25 protein-coding genes, 3 tRNA genes, 2 rRNA genes and 1 riboswitch are annotated in these 24,076 nt (G+C 45.5%); all 30 genes read right to left on the bottom strand.

From position 1 onward, the window contains the following. Positions 1-44 precede the first annotated feature (44 nt). Complete coding sequence (locus T525_RS0107960; RefSeq protein WP_027406770.1) at positions 45-1,484, bottom strand: carbon starvation protein A; 1,440 nt, start codon at positions 1,482-1,484, stop codon at positions 45-47. Between the two features lie 324 nt (positions 1,485-1,808). After that, on the bottom strand, positions 1,809-3,098 hold the full coding sequence (locus T525_RS0107955; RefSeq protein WP_369751942.1) for an MATE family efflux transporter: 1,290 nt from the start codon (positions 3,096-3,098) through the stop codon (positions 1,809-1,811). A gap of 104 nt (positions 3,099-3,202) precedes the next feature. Next, complete coding sequence (locus T525_RS0107950) at positions 3,203-3,991, bottom strand: ABC transporter ATP-binding protein (RefSeq protein ID WP_027396219.1); 789 nt, start codon at positions 3,989-3,991, stop codon at positions 3,203-3,205. Further along, positions 3,984-4,772, bottom strand: a complete 789-nt coding sequence (locus T525_RS0107945) for an ABC transporter ATP-binding protein (protein ID WP_027406768.1) — start codon at positions 4,770-4,772, stop codon at positions 3,984-3,986. The genes T525_RS0107950 and T525_RS0107945 overlap by 8 nt, the downstream gene beginning before the upstream one ends. A gap of 10 nt (positions 4,773-4,782) precedes the next feature. Then, positions 4,783-6,372 (bottom strand): ABC transporter substrate-binding protein, encoded by a 1,590-nt coding sequence (locus tag T525_RS0107940; RefSeq protein ID WP_027406767.1) that lies wholly within the window; start codon positions 6,370-6,372, stop codon positions 4,783-4,785. A gap of 39 nt (positions 6,373-6,411) precedes the next feature. Next, the gene (gene nikC, locus T525_RS0107935; RefSeq protein WP_027396222.1) at positions 6,412-7,227 is read right to left on the bottom strand and encodes a nickel transporter permease; all 816 of its coding nucleotides are present in this window, start codon (positions 7,225-7,227) and stop codon (positions 6,412-6,414) included. Between the two features lie 83 nt (positions 7,228-7,310). Further along, on the bottom strand, positions 7,311-8,246 hold the full coding sequence (gene nikB / locus T525_RS0107930) for a nickel ABC transporter permease (protein ID WP_027406766.1): 936 nt from the start codon (positions 8,244-8,246) through the stop codon (positions 7,311-7,313). Positions 8,247-8,380: 134 nt separating this feature from the next. Further along, positions 8,381-8,589, bottom strand: a riboswitch (cobalamin riboswitch). Positions 8,590-8,763: 174 nt separating this feature from the next. Then, the gene (gene rpsI / locus T525_RS0107925; protein WP_027406765.1) at positions 8,764-9,156 is read right to left on the bottom strand and encodes a 30S ribosomal protein S9; all 393 of its coding nucleotides are present in this window, start codon (positions 9,154-9,156) and stop codon (positions 8,764-8,766) included. Between the two features lie 24 nt (positions 9,157-9,180). Further along, positions 9,181-9,621: a 50S ribosomal protein L13 gene (rplM, locus tag T525_RS0107920; RefSeq protein ID WP_027406764.1), complete on the bottom strand. Its 441-nt coding sequence runs from the start codon at positions 9,619-9,621 to the stop codon at positions 9,181-9,183. 272 nt (positions 9,622-9,893) lie between these two features. Then, positions 9,894-10,724, bottom strand: a complete 831-nt coding sequence (thiM, locus tag T525_RS0107915; RefSeq protein WP_027406763.1) for a hydroxyethylthiazole kinase — start codon at positions 10,722-10,724, stop codon at positions 9,894-9,896. Continuing rightward, entirely contained in the window at positions 10,717-11,238 is a 522-nt protein-coding gene (gene thiW / locus T525_RS14730) for an energy coupling factor transporter S component ThiW (protein WP_037325494.1), read from the bottom strand. The genes thiM and thiW overlap by 8 nt, the downstream gene beginning before the upstream one ends. Before the next feature lie 326 nt (positions 11,239-11,564). Continuing rightward, positions 11,565-12,494 (bottom strand): chemotaxis protein, encoded by a 930-nt coding sequence (locus T525_RS0107905; protein ID WP_027406762.1) that lies wholly within the window; start codon positions 12,492-12,494, stop codon positions 11,565-11,567. Between the two features lie 159 nt (positions 12,495-12,653). Next, positions 12,654-13,526, bottom strand: coding sequence for a S1 RNA-binding domain-containing protein (locus tag T525_RS0107900; RefSeq protein ID WP_027406761.1), 873 nt, complete (start codon positions 13,524-13,526; stop codon positions 12,654-12,656). Position 13,527: 1 nt separating this feature from the next. Next, on the bottom strand, positions 13,528-13,896 hold the full coding sequence (rsfS, locus tag T525_RS0107895) for a ribosome silencing factor (protein ID WP_051533495.1): 369 nt from the start codon (positions 13,894-13,896) through the stop codon (positions 13,528-13,530). A 3-nt stretch (positions 13,897-13,899) separates the two neighbouring features. Next, positions 13,900-14,910, bottom strand: coding sequence for an LCP family protein (locus tag T525_RS0107890; protein ID WP_027406759.1), 1,011 nt, complete (start codon positions 14,908-14,910; stop codon positions 13,900-13,902). Between the two features lie 9 nt (positions 14,911-14,919). Further along, positions 14,920-15,492 (bottom strand): bis(5'-nucleosyl)-tetraphosphatase (symmetrical) YqeK, encoded by a 573-nt coding sequence (gene yqeK / locus T525_RS0107885; protein WP_027406758.1) that lies wholly within the window; start codon positions 15,490-15,492, stop codon positions 14,920-14,922. Positions 15,493-15,557: 65 nt separating this feature from the next. After that, the gene (nadD, locus tag T525_RS0107880) at positions 15,558-16,172 is read right to left on the bottom strand and encodes a nicotinate-nucleotide adenylyltransferase (RefSeq protein WP_027406757.1); all 615 of its coding nucleotides are present in this window, start codon (positions 16,170-16,172) and stop codon (positions 15,558-15,560) included. A gap of 155 nt (positions 16,173-16,327) precedes the next feature. Then, positions 16,328-17,581 (bottom strand): glutamate-5-semialdehyde dehydrogenase, encoded by a 1,254-nt coding sequence (locus T525_RS0107875; RefSeq protein WP_027406756.1) that lies wholly within the window; start codon positions 17,579-17,581, stop codon positions 16,328-16,330. A 39-nt stretch (positions 17,582-17,620) separates the two neighbouring features. Then, the gene (gene proB / locus T525_RS0107870) at positions 17,621-18,745 is read right to left on the bottom strand and encodes a glutamate 5-kinase (RefSeq protein WP_027406755.1); all 1,125 of its coding nucleotides are present in this window, start codon (positions 18,743-18,745) and stop codon (positions 17,621-17,623) included. Positions 18,746-18,807: 62 nt separating this feature from the next. Continuing rightward, a complete protein-coding gene (yhbY, locus tag T525_RS0107865) occupies positions 18,808-19,113 on the bottom strand; it encodes a ribosome assembly RNA-binding protein YhbY (protein ID WP_027406754.1) in 306 nt (101 codons plus the stop codon). Positions 19,114-19,127: 14 nt separating this feature from the next. Further along, entirely contained in the window at positions 19,128-20,417 is a 1,290-nt protein-coding gene (gene obgE, locus T525_RS0107860; protein ID WP_027406753.1) for a GTPase ObgE, read from the bottom strand. 202 nt (positions 20,418-20,619) lie between these two features. Continuing rightward, positions 20,620-20,913 (bottom strand): 50S ribosomal protein L27, encoded by a 294-nt coding sequence (rpmA, locus tag T525_RS0107850; RefSeq protein ID WP_027396236.1) that lies wholly within the window; start codon positions 20,911-20,913, stop codon positions 20,620-20,622. Positions 20,914-20,918: 5 nt separating this feature from the next. After that, positions 20,919-21,332 carry a ribosomal-processing cysteine protease Prp gene (locus tag T525_RS0107845; RefSeq protein WP_027406752.1) on the bottom strand — a complete coding sequence of 138 codons (414 nt, stop codon included), beginning with the start codon at positions 21,330-21,332 and terminating at the stop codon, positions 20,919-20,921. 64 nt (positions 21,333-21,396) lie between these two features. Further along, entirely contained in the window at positions 21,397-21,708 is a 312-nt protein-coding gene (gene rplU / locus T525_RS0107840; RefSeq protein ID WP_027396237.1) for a 50S ribosomal protein L21, read from the bottom strand. Between the two features lie 236 nt (positions 21,709-21,944). Further along, the gene (locus T525_RS0107835) at positions 21,945-23,324 is read right to left on the bottom strand and encodes an NCS2 family permease (protein ID WP_027406751.1); all 1,380 of its coding nucleotides are present in this window, start codon (positions 23,322-23,324) and stop codon (positions 21,945-21,947) included. 145 nt (positions 23,325-23,469) lie between these two features. Beyond that, positions 23,470-23,558 (bottom strand) — tRNA-Ser (locus T525_RS0107830). 21 nt (positions 23,559-23,579) lie between these two features. Then, positions 23,580-23,655 (bottom strand) — tRNA-Trp (locus T525_RS0107825). Between the two features lie 6 nt (positions 23,656-23,661). After that, positions 23,662-23,737 (bottom strand) — tRNA-His (locus T525_RS0107820). Positions 23,738-23,743: 6 nt separating this feature from the next. Beyond that, positions 23,744-23,860: ribosomal RNA gene (gene rrf, locus T525_RS0107815) — 5S ribosomal RNA — on the bottom strand. Between the two features lie 73 nt (positions 23,861-23,933). Then, positions 23,934-24,076 (bottom strand): 23S ribosomal RNA (locus tag T525_RS0107810); the annotation flags it as partial.

Below are 24,076 nucleotides of genomic sequence, written 5' to 3'. Positions count from 1 at the left end.
GGAGCCAGCATATTGCTGACTCCTTCATCATTAGCATTCAATTATCATTGCTCATTGCTGCGAAGAACCTTTGTGGTAAACAGAATGACACATACAACAGCAAAGGCAATACCAACAGGATAGCTTATTTCAGTACCAAGCTGCAGACCTTCCTTGGCCTGAAGAATGTAGGTACATGTTACAGCTGACATAAAGGTGGCTGGTATGGCTGCCATGAGCCATGCCTTGCTGCCCTTCTTGGTTCTGAACAAATAGGTAGCACCAGTCCACAGAACAATCATGGCCAAGGTCTGGTTGGTCCAGGAGAAATATCTCCAGATAATATCAAAGTTCATCTGGGACAAAATACCGCCCACTGCCAGAAGCGGAACTGCAAACATCAGACGCTTAACAGCCTTGGACTGGGAAACCCCAAACCAGTCAGCCAGGGTAAGACGGGCACTGCGGAATGCTGTATCACCGGAGGTAATAGGACATGCAATTACACCAAGCATAGCAAGGGTTGCACCGATGTAACCGGTCATACTGCCATCGCCGCCCATAAAGCCAACGCAAATATCATATACTACGGTACCAGCACCGCCAGCCTTCATGGCAGCGGCCAAACCGCCAGTGCTGTCATAGAAGGTTACACCTGCTGCTGCCCAAATAAGGGCAATGATACCCTCAGAGACCATGGCTCCATAGAATACAGGACGGCCAAGGCGCTCAGTGGTAAGACAGCGGGACATGATTGGTGACTGGGTAGAATGGAAACCGGAAATAGCACCACATGCTACAGTGATGAACATCAATGGCCAGATAGGCATTGCATCACCCTGTGGGTGCAGATTTGCCAGCTGCATCTCCGGCATGGTGTGACCACCTACGCCCATGAGCATACCAGCCATAATGCCCAATGCCATAATAATAAGGCAGGCACCAAACAGCGGATAGAAACGGGCAATCAAGGCATCAATTGGCAGCAGGGTTGCCAGGAAATAATACAGCAGTACACATGGCAATACAATAGTTACTGCAACTCCTGTCAACTTTGCCAAAAGGCCAGCTGGTCCTGTCATAAATACAGTACCAACCAATACCAGAAGAACTACGGAGAACACGCGCATAATAAACAGCATCGTGCCTCCCATGTGATGTCCTACTACCTCGGAAATGCTCTTGCCATCCTCACGCAAGGAGATCATTCCTGACAGATAATCGTGAACACCACCTGCAAAGATAGTACCTAATACTATCCAAAAATAAACGGAAGGTCCCCAAAGCGCACCACCAAGAGCACCAAATATTGGGCCAAGGCCGGCAATATTCAACAGCTGAATCATGAATACCTTCCAGGTTGGCAGCGGAATATAATCCACCCCATCATTGTGAATCGTTGCCGGTGTAGGGTTATCAGTTGGGCCAAAAATATTGTCCACAATCTTGCCATAAATGACATAACCCAAAATCAGTGCCGCCAACGCGCACAAAAAAGTAACCATATACTCTCCCCCTCTTTCCCGATTACTTTTTACCTGCTAATTATTTATTTGCAGGCACAGGTTAATTATTACACAAAATTCAGAATATTTAAATATTTTTTTGAAAATTTGTAACAATTTTTATAACGCCATTGTTCAAATTTTTCTTCTTTAGAAGAAAAATCTTCCAATTAGCGTTTCAACGAGCTGGGAGATATTCTCACCAGCTGTTGTAGTTTGTTTTCCCCCACCTAAAGAGGAAGGGGACATCTTAAAGCTCGTTATAAGCAAAAGTAAAAATGGTATTTTGTCCTACAAAAAAGGACTGCCGAAGCAGTCCCAATTTTATGTTTCCTCAACTGGTTTCAGTGACCATTTTTCAGTTTTCTGCAATCGCCATAACAGGACGCTGGCACAGGCCGCCCGCATAGACTGATCCAAAGCCAGGGCTATCCAGGCTCCTATCAGGCCCAAATCCAAATAATACAGAAAAAAAGCCGTGATTATAGGCCGCATCACAGTAATACTGGCAAAAGAATATATGGCCACATGGGCGGATTTGCCGCTGCCCCGAAGAATCCCGGCACAAACCATCTGCTGGGCTTCAGGAAAACTCACCAGGGCCACTATAAACATTATAACGCTTCCCAGAGGAAGCAAGCTCACATCTGCCGTATAAAGAGAGAATATTTCCTCCCGGAAAAATGCTGTGAGCCCAAAGGATACCACAGAAAAAAGTGTACTCCATTTAATGCTTACAGCAAGGGAGCTTTTCCATTCAGCCATATCCTTTCGTCCCTTGGCATGGGCCGCCATAACTGTACTGCCTTTCCCCAGTCCTCCCGCAAAGCAATAATAAAAATCGCAGAAGTTCATACAGATTGCATGGATAGCGTAAGGAATCATTCCTAGCTCTGCCACCATACGGGTATAAATTACCATACCAATACGTTCAAAGCCCTGCTCGGAAAAAACACTGCCAAACAAGGGCAGAAAATAGCGGAAATATATTCTGTCGGGCATAAACCCGCCAGCTTTCAATATTCCCGCCTTCCAAAGCTTCCAGACAGTATAGCTTAAGGTATATACCGTCCCCACCACAGTTCCGATGGCCGCTCCCTTTACTCCCATGGCAGGGAAAGGGCCCAAACCAAAAATCAGCAGGGCATTTACAATAACATTAATTACATTACCCTGAAGATTTGTTTTCAGAACAATGGAGGTTTCGCCAAACCCCAGCTGAATTGCCTGCAGAATGGCGGTAATGGAGGTAAGATAAACTGCCCCCAAAGCTATCCAGGCATAATCAAGGGCCAACTGAAGATAATGCTGCTCTGCCCCCATCCACAGCAACAGCTGGGGAAGATAGGCAAAAAATATTATGTGAAACACCAACATAATAACAGCCCCTAAAAACAGGGACTGGCGTAATACACGCCCTGCCCGCAGCAATCTTCCGCCACCAAAATATTCTGCCGTCAGTAAAGTAACTGCCGCAGCCAGTGATCTGGCCACAGTAAGCAGCATCATTCGGGGCTGAGTAAATATACTGACAGCGGCAATGGCTGATGCTCCCAGCACGCCAACCATAATCAGGTCCACGTTGCTCAGGAGTATCATAAATACCCCCTCCATAGCCGCCGGCAGTGATATTTTAAGGTATTTACGATCCATTGAGGATGAAAAATATCTTTGAAGCATATAAAACTCGCTGAAAATCCTATACTAGCTTATTGGAATCAGTGAACAGAGAAAACAGCATTCAGCAAATCCCGGGTATATGGATGAGTGGACTCCGCCAATTTATCGCCGTCCAACTGCTCCATTACTGTTCCCTTTTGCATAACTACTACCTTATGGCTAAACAGACTAACCAGGGCCAAATCATGGCAGATGAAAATATAGGTAATCCCCTTTTCCTGCTGTAATTTTACCAGTAGCTTAATGATGCTGTCCTGAACAGAAACATCCAAGGCACTTGTGGCCTCGTCACAAACAATTACTTCAGGCTCCAAAGCCAATGCACGGGCTATGGCCACACGCTGACGCTGACCACCACTCATACTATGTGGATAACGGTTTACAAACTCCACAGGCAAATCCACCTGACGTAACAGCTCCTTAGCCCGTTCCTCCACTTCCCCCTTACTGATAATGCCAAAGCTTCTGAGGGGTTCACATATAAGGTCCTTTACCTTCATTTTCGGATTAAAGGCCGTAGCCGGATCCTGAAAAACCATTTGAATATGACGATAATTCTGGCGTTTTTCCTTATTGCTAAGTTTAGTAATATCCTGGCCATGGAACATTACACGACCGGAAGTAGGTTCATGGATGCCCATGATTGTCTTAACCAGCGTGGACTTTCCACACCCTGACTCGCCTACAATAGCTGTTGTTTTCCCCTTTGGAATATCAATACAGATATCATTGCAGGCCCGCAGTACATTACCATCAGACAGCTTGAACTCCTTGGTAATATGTTCAATGCTCATGAGACAATCATTAGTATTATTCTGCTCAGACATAACGCTTGCCTCCAATCGTTGGCACTGAAGCCAGCAAAGTTTTCGTATAGTTGCTCTGAGGATTTGTAAGTATATCCTTGGCGTTGCCGTATTCCAGCACCCGGCCGCCGGCCATAACCATAAGCTTGTCCGACATATAGGATGCCACACCGAGATTATGGGTCACCATAATCATAGCAGTGCCAGACTCCTTTACCACCTGCATCAGTTCCTTTACTATCTGGGCCTGGGTGGTTACATCAAGAGCCGAGGTAGGCTCATCCGCCAGCAAAAGCTGGGGATGAAAGGTTATTGCCATGGCAATACCTACCCTCTGGCGCATACCACCAGATAGCTCGAAGGCATAGGAGGAAAGTATATTTTCAGCATTGGGAAGATGCATCCGCTTAAGTATCTCAACGGCCTTGGCATCTGCTTCCGAATCGCTCATATCACTATGAAGCTGAATATACTCTCTAAACTGATGACCTATAGTTTGAACGGGGTTCAGCATATTGCCTGAATCCTGGAAAATCATGGAAATATCCTTGCCTCGCAGTTCACGCCACTCCTTAAGGGAAAGGTCCTTTAAATCCCTTCCCTTAAAGCTGAGGGTTCCCTTGCTCACATGTCCATCTCCAGATAGCAGCCCCAGGATTGAACGGATAACTGTTGTTTTACCGCTGCCGGATTCACCAACAATAGTCAGAATTTCACCTTCATTTAAAGATAATTTTACATTTTCTACTGTCGGAGTATTGTCTCCATAGGTGATATCCAGGTCATTTATTTCTAGTAACATGGATTGCTCCTTACTTGGATGCTGGCTTAATCAGACTGGTAATCCAATAATAATCGGAAGGGAACATCTTTACACCAGACAACGCATTGTTAAAGATAATGTTGGTCTGAGGGTAACCCAGGAACAGAGCTGCACCATCATCCATGATCATCTGCTGAATCTCAATGATGAGCTGACGACGCTTCTGCTTATCAAACTCTACAGACAAAGCATTGAACTTGGCATCAAGAGCAGGATTGCTGTAGCCGGAACCATTCTGAGGATTCTCCCCGTTAAAGTTGGACTTCCAATACCAGGTGAGATAAATTTCCGGATCACCGGTGTTGGCAGTAGTGATGTTGGAAATAAGCAGGTCATACTCACCCTTGATACCCATCTGATCAACAAGATTGTAGTCAACGCTCTTAATGTTAATATCAAAGCCCAGCTTCTTCAGATCAGCCTGTACAGCCTCAGCATAAAGAGGCAGCTCTGCACGACTGTTATATACTACGAAATCAAGCTTAAGTGGCTGGCCATCCTTGTCACGGATACCATCACCATTGGTGTCCTTCCAGCCTGCTTCATCCAGAAGCTTTGCTGCACGTTCAGGATTATAAGCATTAGGATCCTTTAACTGATCAAAGCCATAATCCATGGATGGTGGTACTGGTGCCTTACCTGGGAGGAAGGTACCCTTTAACAATACCTTATTATAGGTTTCACGATCGCAGCCACAAATCAAAGCAGCACGAACCTTAGGATCCTTCAAAATACCCTTCTGGTTCAGACGGGCCAAAACGGTACGCAGGGAAGAAATCTCATCAATTGTAAAGCTGCTATTACCACGGAATGAATCCATATCACCAGCTGCAATATTTACAGCCATATCCACGTCACCAGACTGGAGAGCCATAGCACGGGTGTTAGGATCATCAATGGATGGAATCTCAACGGTATCAAATGGAACCTCGCCGCCCCAATAATTAGGGTTCTTCTTCATTACGGATTTTTCCTTTACGAAGGATTCAACCATATATGGACCGGTGCAGATTGGACCCTCCTTGGAGAAATTACGGCTGCTCTCTGCAGTTGTATCAACAATGATAAACAAAGGATCAGCCAGAAAGCCAGCCATATTAGGGGTTGGCTTATCAGTGGTAATAATAAGGTTCTGACCTTCTGCCTTAATGGAAGTATACTTAAAGAAGGTAGCGGCACGGCTATTCTTGGCAAATGCACGCTCGATGGAAGCCTTTACAGCCTCAGCTGTCAAAGGATTGCCATTGGAGAACTTTACACCATCACGAATTTTAAAGGTCCAGGTCAGCTTATCGTCACTAACCTTCCACTCCTCAGCCAACCAAGGCTGAACATTCATCTTTTCATCAAACTTGGCGAGACACTCACCTAAGCCATAACGCATAACAACCCAACCAAAGAAGTTCTCAGTTGGCTCCAGGGTATCAGCAAAGTTGGTTACACCAACCTTCAAAACGCCCTTATTAACGGCATCACTACCGGCAGAACCACCGCAACCAGCGATTACTACTGCAGCCATAGCAGTACACAATCCCACACTGATGGCTTTCCAGATTTTCTTTGTCCTGAAAAAATTCATTTTTTTCATCCTTTCCATTTTCATATAACATAATATGAATCAAGTCTGACGTGGATCTAAAATATCCCGCAAACTATCTCCCCAAAGATTAAAGATGGCTACCACAATAAATATAGCCATACCAGGATACACCATGAGCCAAGGGGCTGTCTGGATATACTGGCGACCTTCATTGAGCATCAGGCCCCACTCAGGAGTTGGTGGCTGAGCACCAAAGCCCAGGAATGAAAGTCCGGCTATTTCCATCATCATGGTACCAATATCCATGGCAGCGGTAATAACTACCATTGGCAATGTATTAGGCAAAATATGCTGCCAAATTATCATCTTGGTACTGGTACCACACAGCTGAGCAGCAGTAATAAAATCCTGATTGCGGATTTTCAATACCAAGCTGCGCACCAATCGGGCATATTTAGCCCAGCTTACCACGCACAGAGCCAATATTGTATTAATAACACTTCCACCCATGATACCGGCTATAGCAATGGCCAAAACGATACCTGGGAAGGACAGCATCATGTCAGTAAACCGCATGAGCACCATTTCAATCTTGCCGCCGAAGTAGCCAGCCATGGTTCCCACAAAGGTACCTACAACAGCTACCAGCACCACCAAACAGATAGTCATAAATAATGAGGTTTGGGTACCACAAATAATTCTGGATAGGGTATCACGGCCCATCTTATCGGTTCCCAACAGATGCTCAGCGGAAGGCGTCTGCAACGCATTCTTCATTTCCCCCACCAGTGGGTCCTGAGGAGCAAGCCAAGGTGCAAAAATAGCTACCAATATAATCAATACTACCAAGGCAGAATATATCGAAAACTGTTTATTGGCTTTAATTCGGGACATTAAATTACTATCAACATCCATATTAATGTCCATATTGACATTACTAACCCCATGTCCATGGGAAAAAGTCTTAGTATGAGCCATTATCTTGCCTCCTTTTTGAGTCGAGGATCAAGCCATGAATATGACATATCTACCAATAAATTTATCACCATATAAACAATGGCAATCCATAGTACAAAGCCTTCAATCAGAGGATAATCACGCATGGAAATAGCCCGCACTGCCATATTTCCAATTCCTGGCCAGGAGAAGACCATCTCAATAACGGCCACACCACCTAAAAGCCATCCAATGGACATGCCCAACAGAGTAATTAGAGGTAAAATTGCATTTGGCAGCACATGCTTCCATAAAATTGTGGTTTCTGAAAGGCCTCGTGCTCTGGCCCCTACCACATAATCATGATTTAACTCCTCTAAGATTACGGTACGTACCTGACGCATGTATTTTGAAGACATATAAATCGCCAGGGTAAGAGCAGGCAGGACAATTCCCGCTGCTGTTACTTCAGACTGAGCAATTGGGAACAAGCGTAGCTTTAATCCAAAGAAATAAAGCAGCAGCAAGCCTATCCAAAAGCTAGGCATGGACACCCCAATAAAGGAAAGACCTCTGACGATATAGTCAGGCAGCTTATTACGCTTTACTGCCGACCATATACCAAGTGGCAAGGATATAATAAGCACAAATATAATCGTGACTACAGCCAACAGCAGGGTCCCGGCAAATCCCTCCAGCAGCTTATCCACCACTGGCTTTTTCGCTGAATAGGACATGCCCATATCTCCATGTAGCACACCACCGGCCCAATTAACATACTGCACCAAAAAAGGCTGATCCAAGCCTAAATCATGGCGGGTCTGTTCCACCAGCTCAGCCGATACTACGGTATCTGCTGTCTCCAGCAGCATGGAAACAGGGTCCCCGGGGGCCAGCCATGTCAAACAAAATGTCAAAAAGCTGACACCTATCAGAGTGCCCAGCATCTGCATCAGTCTTCCAATAATTCTTTTCAAAAACAATCCTCTCCTTAGTTTAATGCAATAAAAAAACCTGTCTGCAACGGCAAACAGGCAAAGAAATTCAAGGCATAGCAATACAACACACAGAAACCCCTGAAAATCCAGCCTCCCTGTCGCTCGCAGGTACAAAAGGCGAATGTTAATCAGGCAGTTCTCCTGGCTTCAGGTCATCATGATAGCTGTGCCTTCCCAAAGGAGCTTTGCCTCCTTCAGTGACTGGAATATGTAATACAAATTTATTCCTAACAGTATCACTCTCTGTTACAGTGGCGGGACCGCTCCGGCTTGTACCGGCTTCTCTATTAAGTCTTACGACACCTGATTCTCTATATGTTTTTAAATGTGAAACATTGGTAGTATATCATTTTTAATCATTATTTGTCAAACGATTATTATCTTTTTTTATAAGCTCATAGTCCTAAAATAATTATATACTTTATGTATTGATAACCTTTTTCATAATAAAAAGCCCTGTGGTATAACCACAGGGCATTGTTTCGATAATCTGAAATTATCTCTTGGAGAACTGGGATGCCTTACGTGCCTTCTTGAGACCGTACTTACGACGCTCTTTCTCTCTAGGATCACGGGTTACGAAACCAGCCTTCTTCAGTGCTGGACGAAGATCCTCATCGAGAACAATCAGTGCACGGGTGATGCCGTGACGGATAGCGCCTGCCTGACCGGAAGCACCGCCGCCCTTTACATCAGCGATTACATCATACTTATCAACAGTCTCAGTCAGCTCCAGAGGCTGTCTTACGATCAGCTCAAGAGTCTTGAGACCAAAATACTCATCCATTGCGCGACCATTGATGGTCACCTTGCCTTCACCTGGAACAAGACGAACTCTTGCAATGGAAGACTTTCTGCGGCCTGTGCCGTAGTAGCTAGCTAATGCCATTTTAAATGTTCCTCCTTCCAAGTATTAGCGAATGTTCAGCTTGAGCTCTTCTGGCTGCTGTGCAGCATGAGGATGCTCGGAACCAGCGTATACATTCAGCTTTCTATACATCTGCTCACCAAGACGGTTGTGTGGAAGCATGCCACGGATAGCCTTCTCAACAACGCGAGTTGGGAACTTCTCCATCATCTGGCCAGCAGGGGTGAAAGTAGTTCCACCAGTGTAACCGGAATGACGGAAATAAATCTTATCAGTTAACTTCTTACCAGTGAATACAACCTTCTCTGCATTGATAACGATAACAAAATCACCACAATCAACATGTGGGGTGAAGGTTGGTTTATGTTTACCGCGAAGAACTTTTGCAACTTCAGCAGCTAATCTACCTACAGTCTGACCTGCAGCGTCTACAACATACCACTTACGCTCTACGTTCTGAGCGTTTGCCATAAACGTTGTCTTCATGCGATGTATCCCTCCCATAAAATTTTAATTATTATTTTTTCTAAAATTGGGTTGTGAAGTGCAGTTGGCCTCCGGGGCTAATGGAAGCGGCTCTACAAAGCCTCACTTGAACTATTTTACTCAAAACGCCATAGGAAGTCAAGCATTTTCTTCCTAATTGGATAAGCAACCGGATAAAAATGCTTACTCTGTTATCCACAGGAATTCTGTGAATAAAATAGCTTATGCCCGAATATAATACAATATTTCCCAGTACCATTTCAACTACTTTTTTAAAGTTTTGTGATTTTTGTCTTTGTGATTATATCTGCTTCCCCCATATTATATACCTCATCAAACAGCTTTATATGGAAGGAGCCGGGACCATCACTTTTTTTCGCTGCCATCTCTCCTGCGATTCCAAAAGTTGCAGTGGCCAGAAGGGCCGCCCCCAAGGGATTGCCAGCTGGCAGATAGGCCGCTACAAGAGAGTTCAGCATACAGCCGGTGCCTGTTATATTTCCCATCATGGAAACACCGTTGGAAAGCAAATAGGTATCCCTGCCATCCGTTATTAAATCCTTTGGTCCGCTCACCAGCAATACCACATTGTGCTCTGTAGCCCATTTTCCCAATATATCGCCATATTCCCGGGCATTGTCCCCCGTTACCAGCTGCCCCCTGTTGGCCTCCACCCCGGAGCTTTTGCACTCTATGCCACAGGTGGAAAGAATCTCTGTAATATTCCCCTTTATAACTGTTGGCTTAAACTTTGGGATAAAATCCTCCAAATACCTTTTCCGCATACTGCTGCAGGCGGCTCCCACCAGATCAATAACCATAGGAATATTATTCTCCCTGGCTATGGCCGCGGATATGCCCATGGCCTCCAGCCGGTCCCTTGTAATGGAGCCCAGATTTAGGCAAAGAGCATTGGCCATGGCAGTGATCTCCCCCACCTCATCAGGGTGTTCTGCCATTATGGGACGGCTTCCTGCCGCCAGCACCATGTTGGCACAATCATTTATGGATATAGGATTTGTAATGCAGTGAATTAAAGGGCTGGAGGCTTTTACGCTTCTTCTGATGTCCAATAAGCCTGCAGCAAAATCATGTCTAATCATAAGTTCTGGCTCCCAGCTTCTTCTGAATTTCAGTCAGGGTATTATTACGCTTAAGTGCAGTGAGGAAAATAAAGGCTATGGTGCCTCCTATAAGAGTACCCATAATAAAGGACGGCACATAGAACATCCATGTCAGGCCCGTTCTTCCCACCAAAAAAGCCATTACAGGATAGGATACAATGGCACCTATTATTCCGGTGCCGATTATTTCTCCCACCACAGCCCCTATGAGCTTCCCCCTTGTAACTCTATATAGCAGTCCGGACAAAGTGGCTCCAAATATGGCTCCAGTCAGTGCCAATGGTGGAATACCCATCACCACCATTCTGATAATACCTATTATAAAAGCACATGTAAAGGCTTCCAAGGGCCCCAGCATAACGGCACACACAATATTGATAAGGTGCGCCATGGGGCACATGCCCTCAACCCTTAAAATAGGCGAAATAACTACACCCAAACCAATCATCATGGCCATAAAGACCATCCTTAAAATTTTCTGATGACCTGACATAAAAAAACTTCACTCCTTTAGCTAAATTCCCCGGGATTTCAGCTGCAGCCAGTGAAGTAAATATTTACAGACGCAAATAGACAGTCATACAGCCAAAATCTGCCAAGGCAGGCGGTCGAAGCTCACTAGCTTCCTCTCAACCCGAAACACGGGCTCCCTCGCTATACATCTGTCTGTCAAAAAATCGAAGGCGCTCCCCTACGATTCATTAATATTAACGACATTTTAAGTTTAAATTTATAGGATTATTTTGTCAACGAAAAATAATTATAACCTCTATACCAACAAAAAACTCCCGCCATAAGGCGGGAGTTATTGTTACAGTATTACCCTTCAGGCTTCTTATAATTGAACACCAGCTCATCAATCAAACCAATCAGCTGATTAATCTCAGGCTTGCTGATCTGTCCATTGGCACCAAGCTGCTCACCCTTACGGCGCATTTCCTCACTAATGAGGGAGGAGAACAGAATGAACGGAATATTGGCATATCTCTGATCCTCACGAACCAGCTTCAGGAGTCTATGACCATCCATCTGCGGCATCTCAATATCGGAGATAATAATCCGAACCTGATCCTCAATAGGCGCACTCTTGTCAATGCCATCAGAGAGATACTTCCAGGCGTCGGCACCATTGTTGAAATCACGTACGTATCTGTAGCCGGATTCATGGAGAGTGGATACCAACAGCTCACGCAACAATGGAGAATCCTCTGCGCAAACAACATGTACATTGTTTCTTCTGGCCTTAACATCGACAGTTGCATCATCAAAGGTAGTCAGCTTCTGATTAATTTCAGGATTAATCTCGGCAATGATAGTCTCGAAATCCAACAGGAGAATAATCTTGCCTTCCATCTTAATGATACCAACTACACGGGACTGATCGCCAACCTCCGGAGATGGCTCCATATTCTTCCAGGAAATGCGGTGAATACGGGATACACTGTCTACCAGGAAGCCAATGTTATAATTGTTAATTTCAGTAACAATTATGTTCTTAGGCTCATCAGGAGTCTGGACGTTAAGACACCTTGGAAGATTTACCAGCGGTATAGCCTTACCACGCAGGGTAAACAGACCATCCACATAAGGATGGGCCTGAGGCATTTCAGTAACAGGAGTGCGGGTAATAACCTCACGCACCTTTGCTACGTTAATACCGTAGTTTACGTCACCAATATTGAACTCAACAATCTCAAACTCATTAGTACCGGTCTCTAAAAGAATACCCTTCTTCTCTTCTGCTGCCATTCAATCGCCCCCATAATATCAATTTTCCCCCAGCACAACTGCGAGAAACAATCACTTTCCAAACCTAAGGAATCAGTTAAACTGATACGCAGACTTACTATATACTGTAATATTCGTTATTCATAAACTAATTCCTGCTAAATAAACAGAAAATCTTTTTTATTTCAAAAAAGTCCAGCCGTCCCTCTCTTCCACCAGGCCATCCTTCATCAGTCGGCCCAGTGCTCTCTTAAATGCAGCCTTGCTTATATTAAATTTTCCCTTAATAAGTTCCGGTGAGCTTTCATCGGAATACGGCATTTTTCCCTCATGATTCTGAAGAAACATCAGCAGCTTGTCAGAATCAGAATTCATAGCCTTCTCCTTTGCCTCTCTGAGGGAGGCATTCAGTCTGCCATCCTGGCGGATATAAATCACTCTGGCGGTAATTTCCTCACCCACCCTTGGACGATATGGTGCCTCCTGATGAGGAATAAATGCAATATAACGTTCCTTTGTCAGCATGAAAATACCACTGTCAGTAATATTATATATCGAACCGGTGATTTCCTGCCCCTTGTGAACACTTTTATCAGCCTTAACGGAAGCCCGGCGGATTTCATCCTCCACCTTCATGGTTACTGCCAGACGGCCGGACTTATCAGTATAAAGCTTCGCCCATACCACCTCACCGACCTGAAGATTTCCCCGCATGCCGGCAAAGGGCATAAATATACCGCGCTCTGCTCCCACATCCAAAAAAGCTCCGTCCTTTGATACGTTAATTACCTTCAGTCGGGCAATCTGCCCCTCACGCATCTTTGGAACCCTCATACTGGCAGTGAGACGACGCTTGGGATCAAGGTAGAGAAATACCTTGACCTCATCTCCCACCTTAACCTCTGAGGTCTGTTGGGTCTTGTGGAGAAGAATATCATCATTGGTATTGCCGGTCTCCGCATCCAAAAATACGCCCATTTCGGATTCACGGACTGCCTTAAGAGTTACTACTGTACTGGGTCCGTATTTCTTCCGTGGTTTTTCCCGTTCCATATCAGTCCTCATATACTGTCAGCTCTGCATCGCCCCAAAGGCTTTCCAGAGAATAATATTCACGGCTCTCCTGAAGGAAGATGTGGGCCACACAATCGCCATAATCCAGGAGTACCCATTCAGCCTCCCTGTATCCTTCACGATGCAGCATATCATGTCCTGCCTCGTGGAGCTGTTCCTCAATATTATCAGAAATAGCCTTTACCTGGGTGGTACTATTGGCTGAACATACCACAAAATAGTCAGTTGCGGGGCTAAGCTCCGTCATATTCATCAACACCACATCACGGGCTTTTTTGTCATCGGCTGCCTTTGCAATTGCATTGGCCAATTCTAATGAAGTTTTGTACAAATCAATTCCTCCTTGCATCTATCACTCATCTTTCCCAGTCTGTTCCTGAGGAAAGAGTTCATCTATCAATTCACTGGTTTTCTGCGGATTGGCAACCCAGCTGCCATCCTTCTGTAATTCTCCCGGCAAAATAGTCACCATCGGCTTGGTGCCCTGCATATTGGTCAAAAGCTGAGCAAAATGTCCGGAATCAAAGGCCTCAATACTGGATTTTATGCGTCTGTCACATATATCCACCAGCTCCGGTATCTTGGCAAGGCTGTCCGGCTCCATAAGCTTATCAAAGAAGGCTTTTAGGAATTTTTGCTGACGCATGCTGCGGCCGTAGGCTCCCAGATCATCACTGGCAAATCGCAGATACTTCTGGGCCATATCCCCTTCCATGTGCTGTATCCCCTTTGGAATATGAATGTACAGCTCACCCTCGGGATCATCATAATTCAGGTCATTATCAACATAAATGTCTATGCCGCCCATTACATCCACTATTTCAGCCAGAGCCTCAGTATCAATGGCCACATAATGGTGAATGGTAACCCCCAAATTCTTGGATACAGTCTGCTCCATCAGGGGAATACCACCATAATAGTAGGCATTATTCAAAGGCTCCGGGGTGTTTCGCCCCTGGATATTCATCATGGTATAACGGGGAATGGTAACAAACCTTACCTCTCCCGTATCGTGCCTGAAGCTAAGCAGAATAATGGAGTCTGCAGACTGTCCGCTGTCTTCCTTGCCCGGGTCAAGTCCCAGCAACAAAACGTTGGTATATCCGTCAAACCTTGGATCAAAGCTGGCTGCCCGCAAATCCTTTCTCTGCTTGTAGCCATCATATATTTCCATATATACCGCCATCCGCTGGCTGCCCCACTCATATACCTGCATGGAAACCCAGCCAACACCTGTCAGCACCACCATAATAATCAGGCAGGCCATAAAAACCCTTGCCGCCTTTACATTACGCTTCCGACGTTTTTGGGCTTGTTTCTGTTTTATTCTTTCTCTTGTCTCACTATATGGCTTTTTGCTCATATTTTATGCTCATTTCTTGAGTTTTAAAAGAATCTCGTTTCTGGCAATAACTGTATCCGGATGGATTAGATGATTTTTCTTCAATACAAAATCAATGGACTGGGAAAGTCCCGCCAAAACCATTTCGTCAAGGCTTGCGGTTTTGGAAAGCTCCCTGAGCTGCCCCACTGCAGGATAATCCCTGGCAGGCTCAATCATATCGGCAAAATAAATGATTTTATCCAGGTCTGTCATGGCTGCTCCCCCCACAGTATGGCGGTAAATGGCCTGGGCAATTTCCCTGTCCTCCACGCCGTATTCTTCCCGAATAAGCTCAGCTCCGATATAGCCGTGCAATAAAAGGGGCATGGATTTTTCCACATCGCCATAAACAATATGGCGCTTATCTGCTTCACTTATAAGCTGCTCGTTGGGATATTGGCGGGCACAGTCGTGAAGAAGGCCAGCAATTCTGGCCTTTTCAGCATCCACACAAAAACGCTCTGCCAAATACACTGCCGTCCCGGCCACTCCAACGGAATGAACAAACCGGGTGTGTTTCAGCCTGCTTTGCAGCTTGTCCTTCATCTCATCATAAGTCATATCAAATATATACCTGCTTACACCACAAAAAGGACACCGCAAAACGATATCCCATTTTATGGTCTTTAATCTTTATATAAGCCTTCCTTATAAATATACTGCTCCACACAGGTTGGCACAATATATTTGATGGAATAACCTTTTTTTATACGTTTTCTTATATCCGTGGAGGATATTTCCAGCTCAGGGGTCTCAAGGCGGTGAATTTTCCTCTTCCCCAGTTCCCCAAAGGACTCCTTGATCTGATTTACGTCAGGAATACAGCCCTGGCGGGAAGCGCCAATAAAATGGCACAGCTCCAAAAGCTCATCAATACGGTCCCAGGTGTGAATCTCCTGAATGGCATCAGCACCGGTTATAAAATAAAACTCCGTTCCCTTGCCATACTGGGTTATAAGCTGGGAAATGGTATCAATGGTATAGGAGGGACCAGGACGGTTCATCTCTATGTCCGATACCTCGAAATTAGGATTGGAGCAGGTAGCCAGCACCGTCATAACATATCTGTGCTTGGCCATGGTAACATTCTGCTGCTGCTTATGAGGCGGCATGGCAGCAGGAATAAAGATAACCTTGTCAAGATTATACTCATCACGCACTGCTTCGGCAGTCATAAGATGCCCCACATGAATCGGATCAAAGGTACCTCCCATGATGCCCAAACGCTTCTTCTTGCCCATAATACGCTCCTATAACAAACTTAACAAAAAAACTGCCACAATACAAACAAAAATTATAATAGCAATCCCCCGGGCATAATCAAGTATATCATGTCTGCCCTTTTTTGTATCGTAATACTGACCTATTGTTTTTAAGTAGCCTTTAATTAATCTAATCAACGGATTTGTCCATCTCCATTAATAAGATACTTGGTGCTGGTCAGTGCCACCAGTCCCATAGGGCCACGGGCATGGAGCTTCTGGGTACTTATGCCGATTTCAGCCCCAAAGCCGAACTCACATCCGTCAGTAAATCTGGTGGAAGCATTGACATAAACTGAGGAAGCATTTACCCGACGCTGGAACAGACGGGAATTGGTGAGATTTTCGGTAACAATAGTCTCAGAATGACCTGTATTGTACTTGTTAATGTGCTCAATAGCTTCATTAACATCCTCAACAACCTTCACGGAGAGAATCAAATCCCCATACTCAGTATGCCAGTCCTCCTCGGTGGCAGGCACCATATCGGGTACAATGGCCAAAGCCGCCCCGCACCCCCGAAGCTCGGTGTTCTTCTCCTTCATTGCCTTTGACAGCATAGGCAGGAACCTTTCAGCCTCATCCTTGTGTACCAAAAGGGTTTCCATGGCATTGCACACAGAAGGGCGGGAAGTCTTGGCATTTATGGCAATCCTAAGGGCCATATCCAGATCAGCACCCTTGTCTACATAAGTATGACACACTCCGGTGCCAGTTTCAATAACCGGCACAGTGCTGTTCTCCACCACTGTCTTAATAAGCCCCGCACCGCCTCTTGGAATTATAACATCCAGGTATTTGTTGAGCTTCAGCATAATATTAACGGCTTCACGGTCCACCACATCCACAAACTGGATTGCCCCTTTCGGGATACCGGCTCCATAAGCAGCCTTCTGCAAAAGCTCAATAATGGCAATATTGGAATTTATTGCCTCAGAACCGCCGCGGAGAATAACCGCATTGCCGGATTTAAGGCAAAGTCCGGCCGCATCAGAGGTTACATTTGGACGGGCCTCATAAATCATGCCAACTACTCCGAGAGGAACACGCACCCGGCGTATTTCAAGGCCGTTAGGGCGAATGGTGGAATAATCCCCCTCCCCTACAGGGTCTGGCAATGCAGCAGCCTGGCGAAGGCCATCTGCCATGCCCGCAATTCGTTCATTGGTGAGAAGCAATCTGTCCAGATATGATTTCTTTACGCCCTTTTCCTCCGCCAGAAGCATATCCTTTTTATTTGCCTCAATAATTACATCAGCATGCTTCTCCAGCACATCCGCCATGGCCAGAAGAGCCTTGTTCTTCGTGTCCGTTGAAACCAATGTCATAGCATCAGCAGCCTTCATGGCCGCCTCAGCCTTGGTAATCATAATATCCTGCAAATTCACTGCCATTACCTCCCTGCAAACTGAAATGGTTGGGAAATATTATATCATAATAACCATATTGTCACGGTGAATAACCTCATCATGTTCACTGTCCGGCAGGAGCTTTTTAAACTCCTCGGTTTTAAGTCCCTTAATTTTCTCCAGATCTTCCCAGTCAAAATTAATGACTCCCCGGGCAATCTCCTGAAAATCCTCAGTCAACACACGCACTGTGTCTCCAACAGTATATTCTCCCTCAGACTGCTTAATACCTGCCGCCAGAAGGCTGGAACCGGATTTTAGGGCCTTTACACAGCCTGCGTCCACCACCAGATCACCGCTGATGCGCTTTCCAAAGGCCAGCCAGCCCTTTCTTGCCTTCAGATGGGATTCCTTTGGTGGGAATACAGTTCCCACCATTTCACCATCAATAATACGGCGAATTATCCCCTTTTCACTGCCCGAGGCAATACACATGGTAACCCCGGAGGCTGTAGCAATCTTGGCAGCCTCAATCTTTGTGGACATACCGCCGGTTCCCATGGCAGATCCGGCTCCCCCGGCAATCTGCTCAATATGGGGAGTAATTTCATCTATCTGGTGAATAAGGGTTGCTGATGGATCCTTGGAAGGATTTCCCGTATATACCCCGTCAATATCAGACAGAATTATAAGCAAATCTGCATCCACCAGGGCAGCCACCATGGCTGAAAGATTATCGTTATCGCCGATTTTGACCTCATCCACTGCCACCGCATCATTTTCATTGATAATAGGCACCACGCCCATTTTCAGCATGGTGAGAAGGGTATTGCGGGAGTTATTGTACTGCTTGTGCTGCACGTAGTTATCACGGGTCAAAAGCACCTGCCCTGCCACCTGGCCATATTCAGCAAAGAGCTTGTCATAAATATGCATGAGCATACCCTGTCCCACTGCAGCCAGCGCCTGCTTCTCCTTAACTCCGGAGGGACGTTCACTCAGGCCCATACGAACCACACCAGCGCCTATGGCACCAGAGGAAACCAGAATAACATCCTTGCCCTGGCTGGAAAGATCTGCCAGCTCACGGACCAGCTGCTCAATTCTATAAAGGTTAAGCTTGCCGTTATCGTAAAGAAGAGTGCTTGTCCCCACCTTCACAACAATACGGCTGGCGCTTTTAATGTGCTCACGAGTCTCCATAACCCAAACCTCACTTCATTATGGCAGTCAAACATTTTGTCAGTCAACTTTTTATAGTTAACTTATTTTGGCAGTTCAATCTTAGGGGAGTCGAAATTGCGCTTAAACAAAAGACCATTATGTCCAATAATCTGAACCAGATCTGAATTGGTACGTTCTGCAAGCATGGTAATGGCAGATTCAGGATCCTCCATGCAATTCTGAAGAACACGCACCTTCACCAGCTCACGCTTCTTGATAGCCTCTGCTGCAGACTGAACCACAGTAGGGCTTACCCCTTCCTTGCCAATCATAACAACCGGATCCATGGTTATGCCCATGGAACGCAGAAATCTCTTCTGCTTGCCGGTCAGTGTATTCTTTATCATATATAGTTATCTCCTTAATCCCGATACTCGAATTCCATTTCGCCGATTCTTACAGTATTACCTTCCTTAATACCGCGCTCAATAAGCTTCTTGTCAATGCCCTTGATGCGCCAGATGTACTGGAAGCGTCTGATGGCCTCGTCGTTGCCGAAGTTGGTCATGGCCACCAGCTTATTAAGGGACTTGGAACTTACAATGAAGTCACCGGCGTCATTACGGGTAATGGTAACCTTATCAGGATCCTCTTCCTTGGCGTCATAAACCTTAACGCCCTCTTCCACATCCGGCTCCTCCACGTATTCGTCCAGAACCTGGGCCACACGCTGGATAAGCTCCTTGGTGCCCTGACGGGTAGCTGCAGAAATAGGGAATATTTCAATGCCTTCCTTCTCCGCCAGTTCCTTAAGGCGTTCAAAGTTTTCCTGGGCTCCCGGCAAATCCATCTTGTTTGCCGCCAAAATCTGTGGACGGCGGGCAATCTTCTCGCTGTAAATCTTCAGCTCTTTATTAATCTTGTAATAGTCCTCAACAGGATCACGCCCTTCCACACCGGAGGCGTCCACAATGTGAACAATAACCTTGGTACGCTCCACGTGACGGAGAAAATCATGACCAAGGCCCACGCCCTCGGAAGCACCGTCAATAAGACCAGGAATATCAGCCATTACAAAGGTGCGCTCGTCGTCAATATCACCAACGCTTACCACACCCAGTACAGGAGTTATGGTAGTAAAGTGATATTCGGCAATCTCAGGACGGGCAGCGGACACAGCAGCCACCAAACTGGACTTGCCTACACTTGGATAACCCACCAGGCCCACATCAGCCAGCAGCTTCAGCTCCAAAATGAGATTACGGCTTTCCCCTGGCTCTCCTAATTCAGCAAATGTAGGAGCACGATTGGCACTGTTGGCAAACTTGGCATTGCCGCGGCCCCCACGGCCGCCCTTGGCAATTACAGCCTCCTGGCCTATTTCAGTCAGATCAGCCAGAATCTCCCCAGTATCAGCGTCCTTAACCAAAGTACCCTGAGGCACCTTAACAATACAAGGTGGTGCATTATGGCCATACTGATTCTTAATATCGCCATTTTCACCATTCTTGCCCTGGAATTTTCTGTGATAACGGAAATCCAGCAGAGTATTCATATTATTATCAACAACAAATACAATATCAGCACCACGGCCACCGTCACCACCGGAAGGACCGCCCTTGGCTACAAATTTCTCACGCCGAAAAGCTGACTTGCCATTACCGCCATTGCCGGCAGTAACCTTTATGGTAGTTCTGTCTATAAACTGCATAAGCTCCTCCAATAACTATCCAGAAGCCTTCCCCTCTGGGAGAAGGTGCCTGTCTATGACAGGCGGATGAGGTCATATTCAAGTGATGTATAAAAAGCTGGTATTGTATACCAATGCCAGCTTTTTATACATTACTCAATTTAATCCATTAAATAATAAAATATACCTGCGCCTATGTGAAGACGCAGGTATTTTCTACTAATTACATAGCAGCTTCGTCAACTGCATAAACGCTAACCTGACGGTTATAACGACCCTTGCGCTCGAAAGCTACACGGCCATCAATCTTGGCGAACAGGGTATCGTCCTTACCAATACCAACGTTGGTACCTGGGTGGAAATGAGTTCCACGCTGACGAACCAGAATGCTGCCTGCAGTTACAACGGTGCCAGCCTGCTCCTTAACACCAAGGCGCTTTGCCTCAGAGTCACGGCCATTACGGGTGCTGGACACACCTTTCTTATGTGCGAAAAGCTGTAAATCAAAAGTGAACATTAACATTACACCTCCTGATCCTGTTGAATCTCAAAAATGTGCACCCCGTCGAGATCATTCTCTCGGATTCGTTCATCATAGATGTCATAAAGTCCAATAAGCATTGTCTCTAATAGTGCATCAGTTATATCATCGAGGTCAGTAGTAAGCCTTACCTGTAAGTCACCTGGCGCCACCTTATATTTAATATAAGAAGATAATTCCTCCGGATTGCTCACGGAAAGATTATGAAGCCGCATGAGGTGCTCACCCAAGCCCTTTAGTGTGGTCTGTGCCAACACGGAAACGCCGGCACATACGATGCTGTTCCCCCGCTGGCCATAATGACCAGCAACGGTGTAGCCGAAAATTCTGCCCTCTTTATTACGGTAAACGGTAATGTCGATACCACCGTCCACCTTCTGTCTGTCTCGTCTCATAGGAAATACCAACAACAATAAATACCATACAACGACCAACAGAACTAAAAGTCATTGCTTACGATTAAGCCTCGATCTTCTCGATAACAACCTTGGTGAATGGCTGACGATGGCCCTGACGCTTGCGGTAGTTGGACTTAGCCTTGTACTTGAATACCAGGATCTTCTTATCCTTGCCCTGAGCTTCTACCTTAGCAGTAACCTTCGCACCTTCAACAACTGGCTTGCCAACAACAACCTCGTTATCCTTCACAACAGTCAGAACCTGATCAAAGGTAACAGCCTCGCCCTCAGCAGCCTCAATCTTCTCAACAGTGATAACATCGCCTTCAGCAACCTTATACTGCTTGCCACCAGTCTTGATAATTGCGTACATTCATTTACACCTCCCTATAATTTACTCGCCAATTACGGTACAGCCTAAGCTGTTTACAAGAACCTCACTGTGCGGTTTGGGAAAGCGCAGACCTATTGCGCTTACGTTTAGATATATTATCATAAAGGCCTGTCTTAGTCAACAAAAAATAAAATAAAAATAGCATGAAAATCACCAAAATTTCCATGCTATTTCATAATCAGATAATGAAGCTGTTATGTATAGAACATTTGTTCTTATACATAAATGTACTTCAAAATGAAGATAACAGCCAAAATGTACATTACAGGGCTAATGGATTTCTTTCTGAAATCTCCGGACAATACGTTAATTACCACATAAGAAATGAAGCCCATAGCAATACCCTCGGAAATTGAGTACATAAATACCATGGTTACAGTGGCAATATATGCAGGGAATGCCTCGGTAAGATCAGTGAAATCAATCTTTGTAAGGGAGCTTACCATAAGGAAACCTACAACAATCAAAGCAGGTGCAGTGGCAAATGCAGGGATTGTAAGGAACAATGGTGCCAGCAGCAAGCTCAGAATAAAGAGGCCAGCCACAGTCCACGCAGTAAGGCCAGTACGGCCACCAGCACTTACACCGGCGGAGCTCTCTACATAGGTGGATACAGTGGAAGTACCAAGCATTGCACCAATAGAGGTAGCCAGGGAATCTGCCAGAAGGGCACCCTTAATATTAGGAAGACGGCCTTCCTCATCCAGCATATCAGCCTTGGAAGCAACGCCAATGAGCGTTCCAAGGGTATCAAAAAGGTCTACAAACATGAAGGCCAAAATAACAGTAAAGAAATTGAAGCTCCAGATACCAGAAAAATCAACCTGCATAAGGGTTGGGGCAAGGTCTGGAATGCTGATTCCCTTGGAAAAATCAGGAATCGTAGAGAACATGCCCAGCTCAGGATTTGGAATATAAAGGCCTGTAACCTCACAAATCATACCAAGGATCCAAGTAAAGAGAATACCCCAAAGTATATCGCCCGGAACCTTCTTATGAATGAGAACAGCAATAACCAAAATACCAATTAAAGCAAGAACAGCACCCATACCTGTGGTATAGAAGGTACCATCTGCCAAAGAAGACTTAAAAGGAAAAATAGAAACCAGGGTTGGGCTATCAACCACCAGCTTAGCACTCTGCATACCGATAAAAGCGATGAAAAGACCTATACCGGCAGTAACACCCATTTTAAGTGAGGTAGGCACACAGTTGAAGATTGCCTCTCTGACCTTTGTAAGGGATAATACAAGGAAAATAAGGCCCTCAATAAATACTGCGGCCAAAGCCACCTGCCAGGAATAGCCCATAGCACCACATACAGTAAATGCAAAGAAGGCATTCAGGCCCATACCAGGTGCCAGTGCAAAAGGATAGTTGGCAAAAACTGCCATAAAGATAGTACCAATGGCAGAACCAATAGCTGTAGCAACAAACACAGCGCCGGCATCCATACCAGTGGTGGAAAGAATACCAGGATTAACTGCCAAGATGTAAGCCATTGTCATGAAGGTAGTGAGACCAGCAACCATCTCAGTGCGGACGGTGGTTCCATTTTCCTTCAGATGAAACAGCTTCTCGAGAGTTTCACTCATTTTTCATCCTCCTAAAATAATGTAAAAAAAAACATATATATTATACCCTAAGCCATGACTAAAAAGCTATATCTCTTATCAATTTTCTTTATAAAAAAACACAAAAAAAGAACTCTCAGATTTATCTGAAAGTTCAAATATACAATGGCGGAGCAGAGAGGATTCGAACCTCCGCAGCCTTGCGACCCTAACGATTTAGCAAACCGTCCTCTTCAGCCTCTTGAGTACTGCTCCAAATCATATTAAAAACAAAAATGGCAGGGGCAGTAAGAATCGAACTCACAACCTACGGTTTTGGAGACCGTTGCTCTACCAATTGAGCTATACCCCTGTAATATGGGGCGATCGGTGGGGATCGAACCCACGCATGCTGGAGCCACAATCCAGTGTGTTAACCACTTCACCACGACCGCCATGTAAACCGGCAATTTCCTATCCTCCCAGGCCGTCTCCAGCCAAGTACTTTCGGCGTTTATGTGCTTAACTACTGTGTTCGGAATGGGAACAGGTGGGACCACATAGCCATCATCACCGGATATACAATTTGAAAATACATTTGCATGTACTCTCAAAACTATACAGAAACAAGAATCATCTTAGAGTGCTTTTTAAGTTAAGCCCTCGACTTATTAGTACTGGTCAGCTTCACATGTCACCACGCTTCCACTTCCAGCCTATCAACCTTATCGTCTATAAGGAGTCTTACCAGATTACTCTGTGAGAGATCTCATCTCAAGGCGGGTTTCACGCTT

Origin of the sequence: Anaerovibrio sp. RM50 (assembly GCF_000622005.1) — a bacterium.
Taxonomy (GTDB): domain Bacteria; phylum Bacillota; class Negativicutes; order Selenomonadales; family Selenomonadaceae; genus Anaerovibrio.
Note: the sequence above shows the minus strand (reverse complement) of the source record. Positions and strands in the feature narration are given on the sequence as shown.

What these genes read in the sequence shown, in the direction of transcription:
- T525_RS0107960 (WP_027406770.1), bottom strand. Translation starts at nt 1,484, where the DNA reads ATGGTTACTTTTTTGTGCGCGTTGGCGGCACTGATTTTGGGTTATGTC.
- T525_RS0107955 (WP_369751942.1), bottom strand. Translation starts at nt 3,098, where the DNA reads ATGGAGGGGGTATTTATGATACTCCTGAGCAACGTGGACCTGATTATG.
- T525_RS0107950 (WP_027396219.1), bottom strand. Translation starts at nt 3,991, where the DNA reads ATGTCTGAGCAGAATAATACTAATGATTGTCTCATGAGCATTGAACAT.
- T525_RS0107945 (WP_027406768.1), bottom strand. Translation starts at nt 4,772, where the DNA reads ATGTTACTAGAAATAAATGACCTGGATATCACCTATGGAGACAATACT.
- T525_RS0107940 (WP_027406767.1), bottom strand. Translation starts at nt 6,372, where the DNA reads ATGAATTTTTTCAGGACAAAGAAAATCTGGAAAGCCATCAGTGTGGGA.
- nikC (WP_027396222.1), bottom strand. Translation starts at nt 7,227, where the DNA reads ATGTCCCGAATTAAAGCCAATAAACAGTTTTCGATATATTCTGCCTTG.
- rpsI (WP_027406765.1), bottom strand. Translation starts at nt 9,156, where the DNA reads ATGGCATTAGCTAGCTACTACGGCACAGGCCGCAGAAAGTCTTCCATT.
- rplM (WP_027406764.1), bottom strand. Translation starts at nt 9,621, where the DNA reads ATGAAGACAACGTTTATGGCAAACGCTCAGAACGTAGAGCGTAAGTGG.
- thiM (WP_027406763.1), bottom strand. Translation starts at nt 10,724, where the DNA reads ATGATTAGACATGATTTTGCTGCAGGCTTATTGGACATCAGAAGAAGC.
- thiW (WP_037325494.1), bottom strand. Translation starts at nt 11,238, where the DNA reads ATGTCAGGTCATCAGAAAATTTTAAGGATGGTCTTTATGGCCATGATG.
- T525_RS0107905 (WP_027406762.1), bottom strand. Translation starts at nt 12,494, where the DNA reads ATGGCAGCAGAAGAGAAGAAGGGTATTCTTTTAGAGACCGGTACTAAT.
- T525_RS0107900 (WP_027406761.1), bottom strand. Translation starts at nt 13,526, where the DNA reads ATGGAACGGGAAAAACCACGGAAGAAATACGGACCCAGTACAGTAGTA.
- rsfS (WP_051533495.1), bottom strand. Translation starts at nt 13,896, where the DNA reads ATGCAAGGAGGAATTGATTTGTACAAAACTTCATTAGAATTGGCCAAT.
- T525_RS0107890 (WP_027406759.1), bottom strand. Translation starts at nt 14,910, where the DNA reads ATGAGCAAAAAGCCATATAGTGAGACAAGAGAAAGAATAAAACAGAAA.
- yqeK (WP_027406758.1), bottom strand. Translation starts at nt 15,492, where the DNA reads ATGACTTATGATGAGATGAAGGACAAGCTGCAAAGCAGGCTGAAACAC.
- nadD (WP_027406757.1), bottom strand. Translation starts at nt 16,172, where the DNA reads ATGGGCAAGAAGAAGCGTTTGGGCATCATGGGAGGTACCTTTGATCCG.
- proB (WP_027406755.1), bottom strand. Translation starts at nt 18,745, where the DNA reads ATGGAGACTCGTGAGCACATTAAAAGCGCCAGCCGTATTGTTGTGAAG.
- yhbY (WP_027406754.1), bottom strand. Translation starts at nt 19,113, where the DNA reads ATGATAAAGAATACACTGACCGGCAAGCAGAAGAGATTTCTGCGTTCC.
- obgE (WP_027406753.1), bottom strand. Translation starts at nt 20,417, where the DNA reads ATGCAGTTTATAGACAGAACTACCATAAAGGTTACTGCCGGCAATGGC.
- rpmA (WP_027396236.1), bottom strand. Translation starts at nt 20,913, where the DNA reads ATGTTCACTTTTGATTTACAGCTTTTCGCACATAAGAAAGGTGTGTCC.
- T525_RS0107845 (WP_027406752.1), bottom strand. Translation starts at nt 21,332, where the DNA reads ATGAGACGAGACAGACAGAAGGTGGACGGTGGTATCGACATTACCGTT.
- rplU (WP_027396237.1), bottom strand. Translation starts at nt 21,708, where the DNA reads ATGTACGCAATTATCAAGACTGGTGGCAAGCAGTATAAGGTTGCTGAA.
- T525_RS0107835 (WP_027406751.1), bottom strand. Translation starts at nt 23,324, where the DNA reads ATGAGTGAAACTCTCGAGAAGCTGTTTCATCTGAAGGAAAATGGAACC.